This is a genomic window from Flavobacterium xizangense (assembly GCF_054075145.1).
Genome location: NZ_JBSIPG010000186.1, coordinates 1 through 258 on the forward strand (window position 1 = coordinate 1; position 258 = coordinate 258).

A 258-nucleotide genomic window follows, 5' to 3' on the forward strand; every position below is an offset into this window, starting at 1 on the left:
CAGGTGCCAATGCATTACGAATCGGAAAGTTTGAACAAGCTAATAATGGAACTATTTTTCTGGATGAAATTGGCGAATTGCCACTCGATTCTCAAGTGAAATTATTGCGCGTGCTACAAGAAAAAGAAATTCAGCGTTTGGGAGGAAATAAAACGATAAAAATCAATGTTCGTATTGTAGCGGCTACCAACAGATCGCTGGAAAAAGAAGTTGCCGAAGGGCGTTTCAGACTTGATTTGTATTATCGATTAAATGTCT

At 38.4% G+C, this 258-nt stretch carries 1 protein-coding gene; it reads left to right on the forward strand.

Annotated features, from left to right (window positions below):
- Nucleotides 1–258, forward strand: a 258-nt coding sequence (locus tag ACWA1B_RS23045; protein ID WP_456910985.1) for a sigma 54-interacting transcriptional regulator, incomplete at both ends; no start/stop codon positions are given.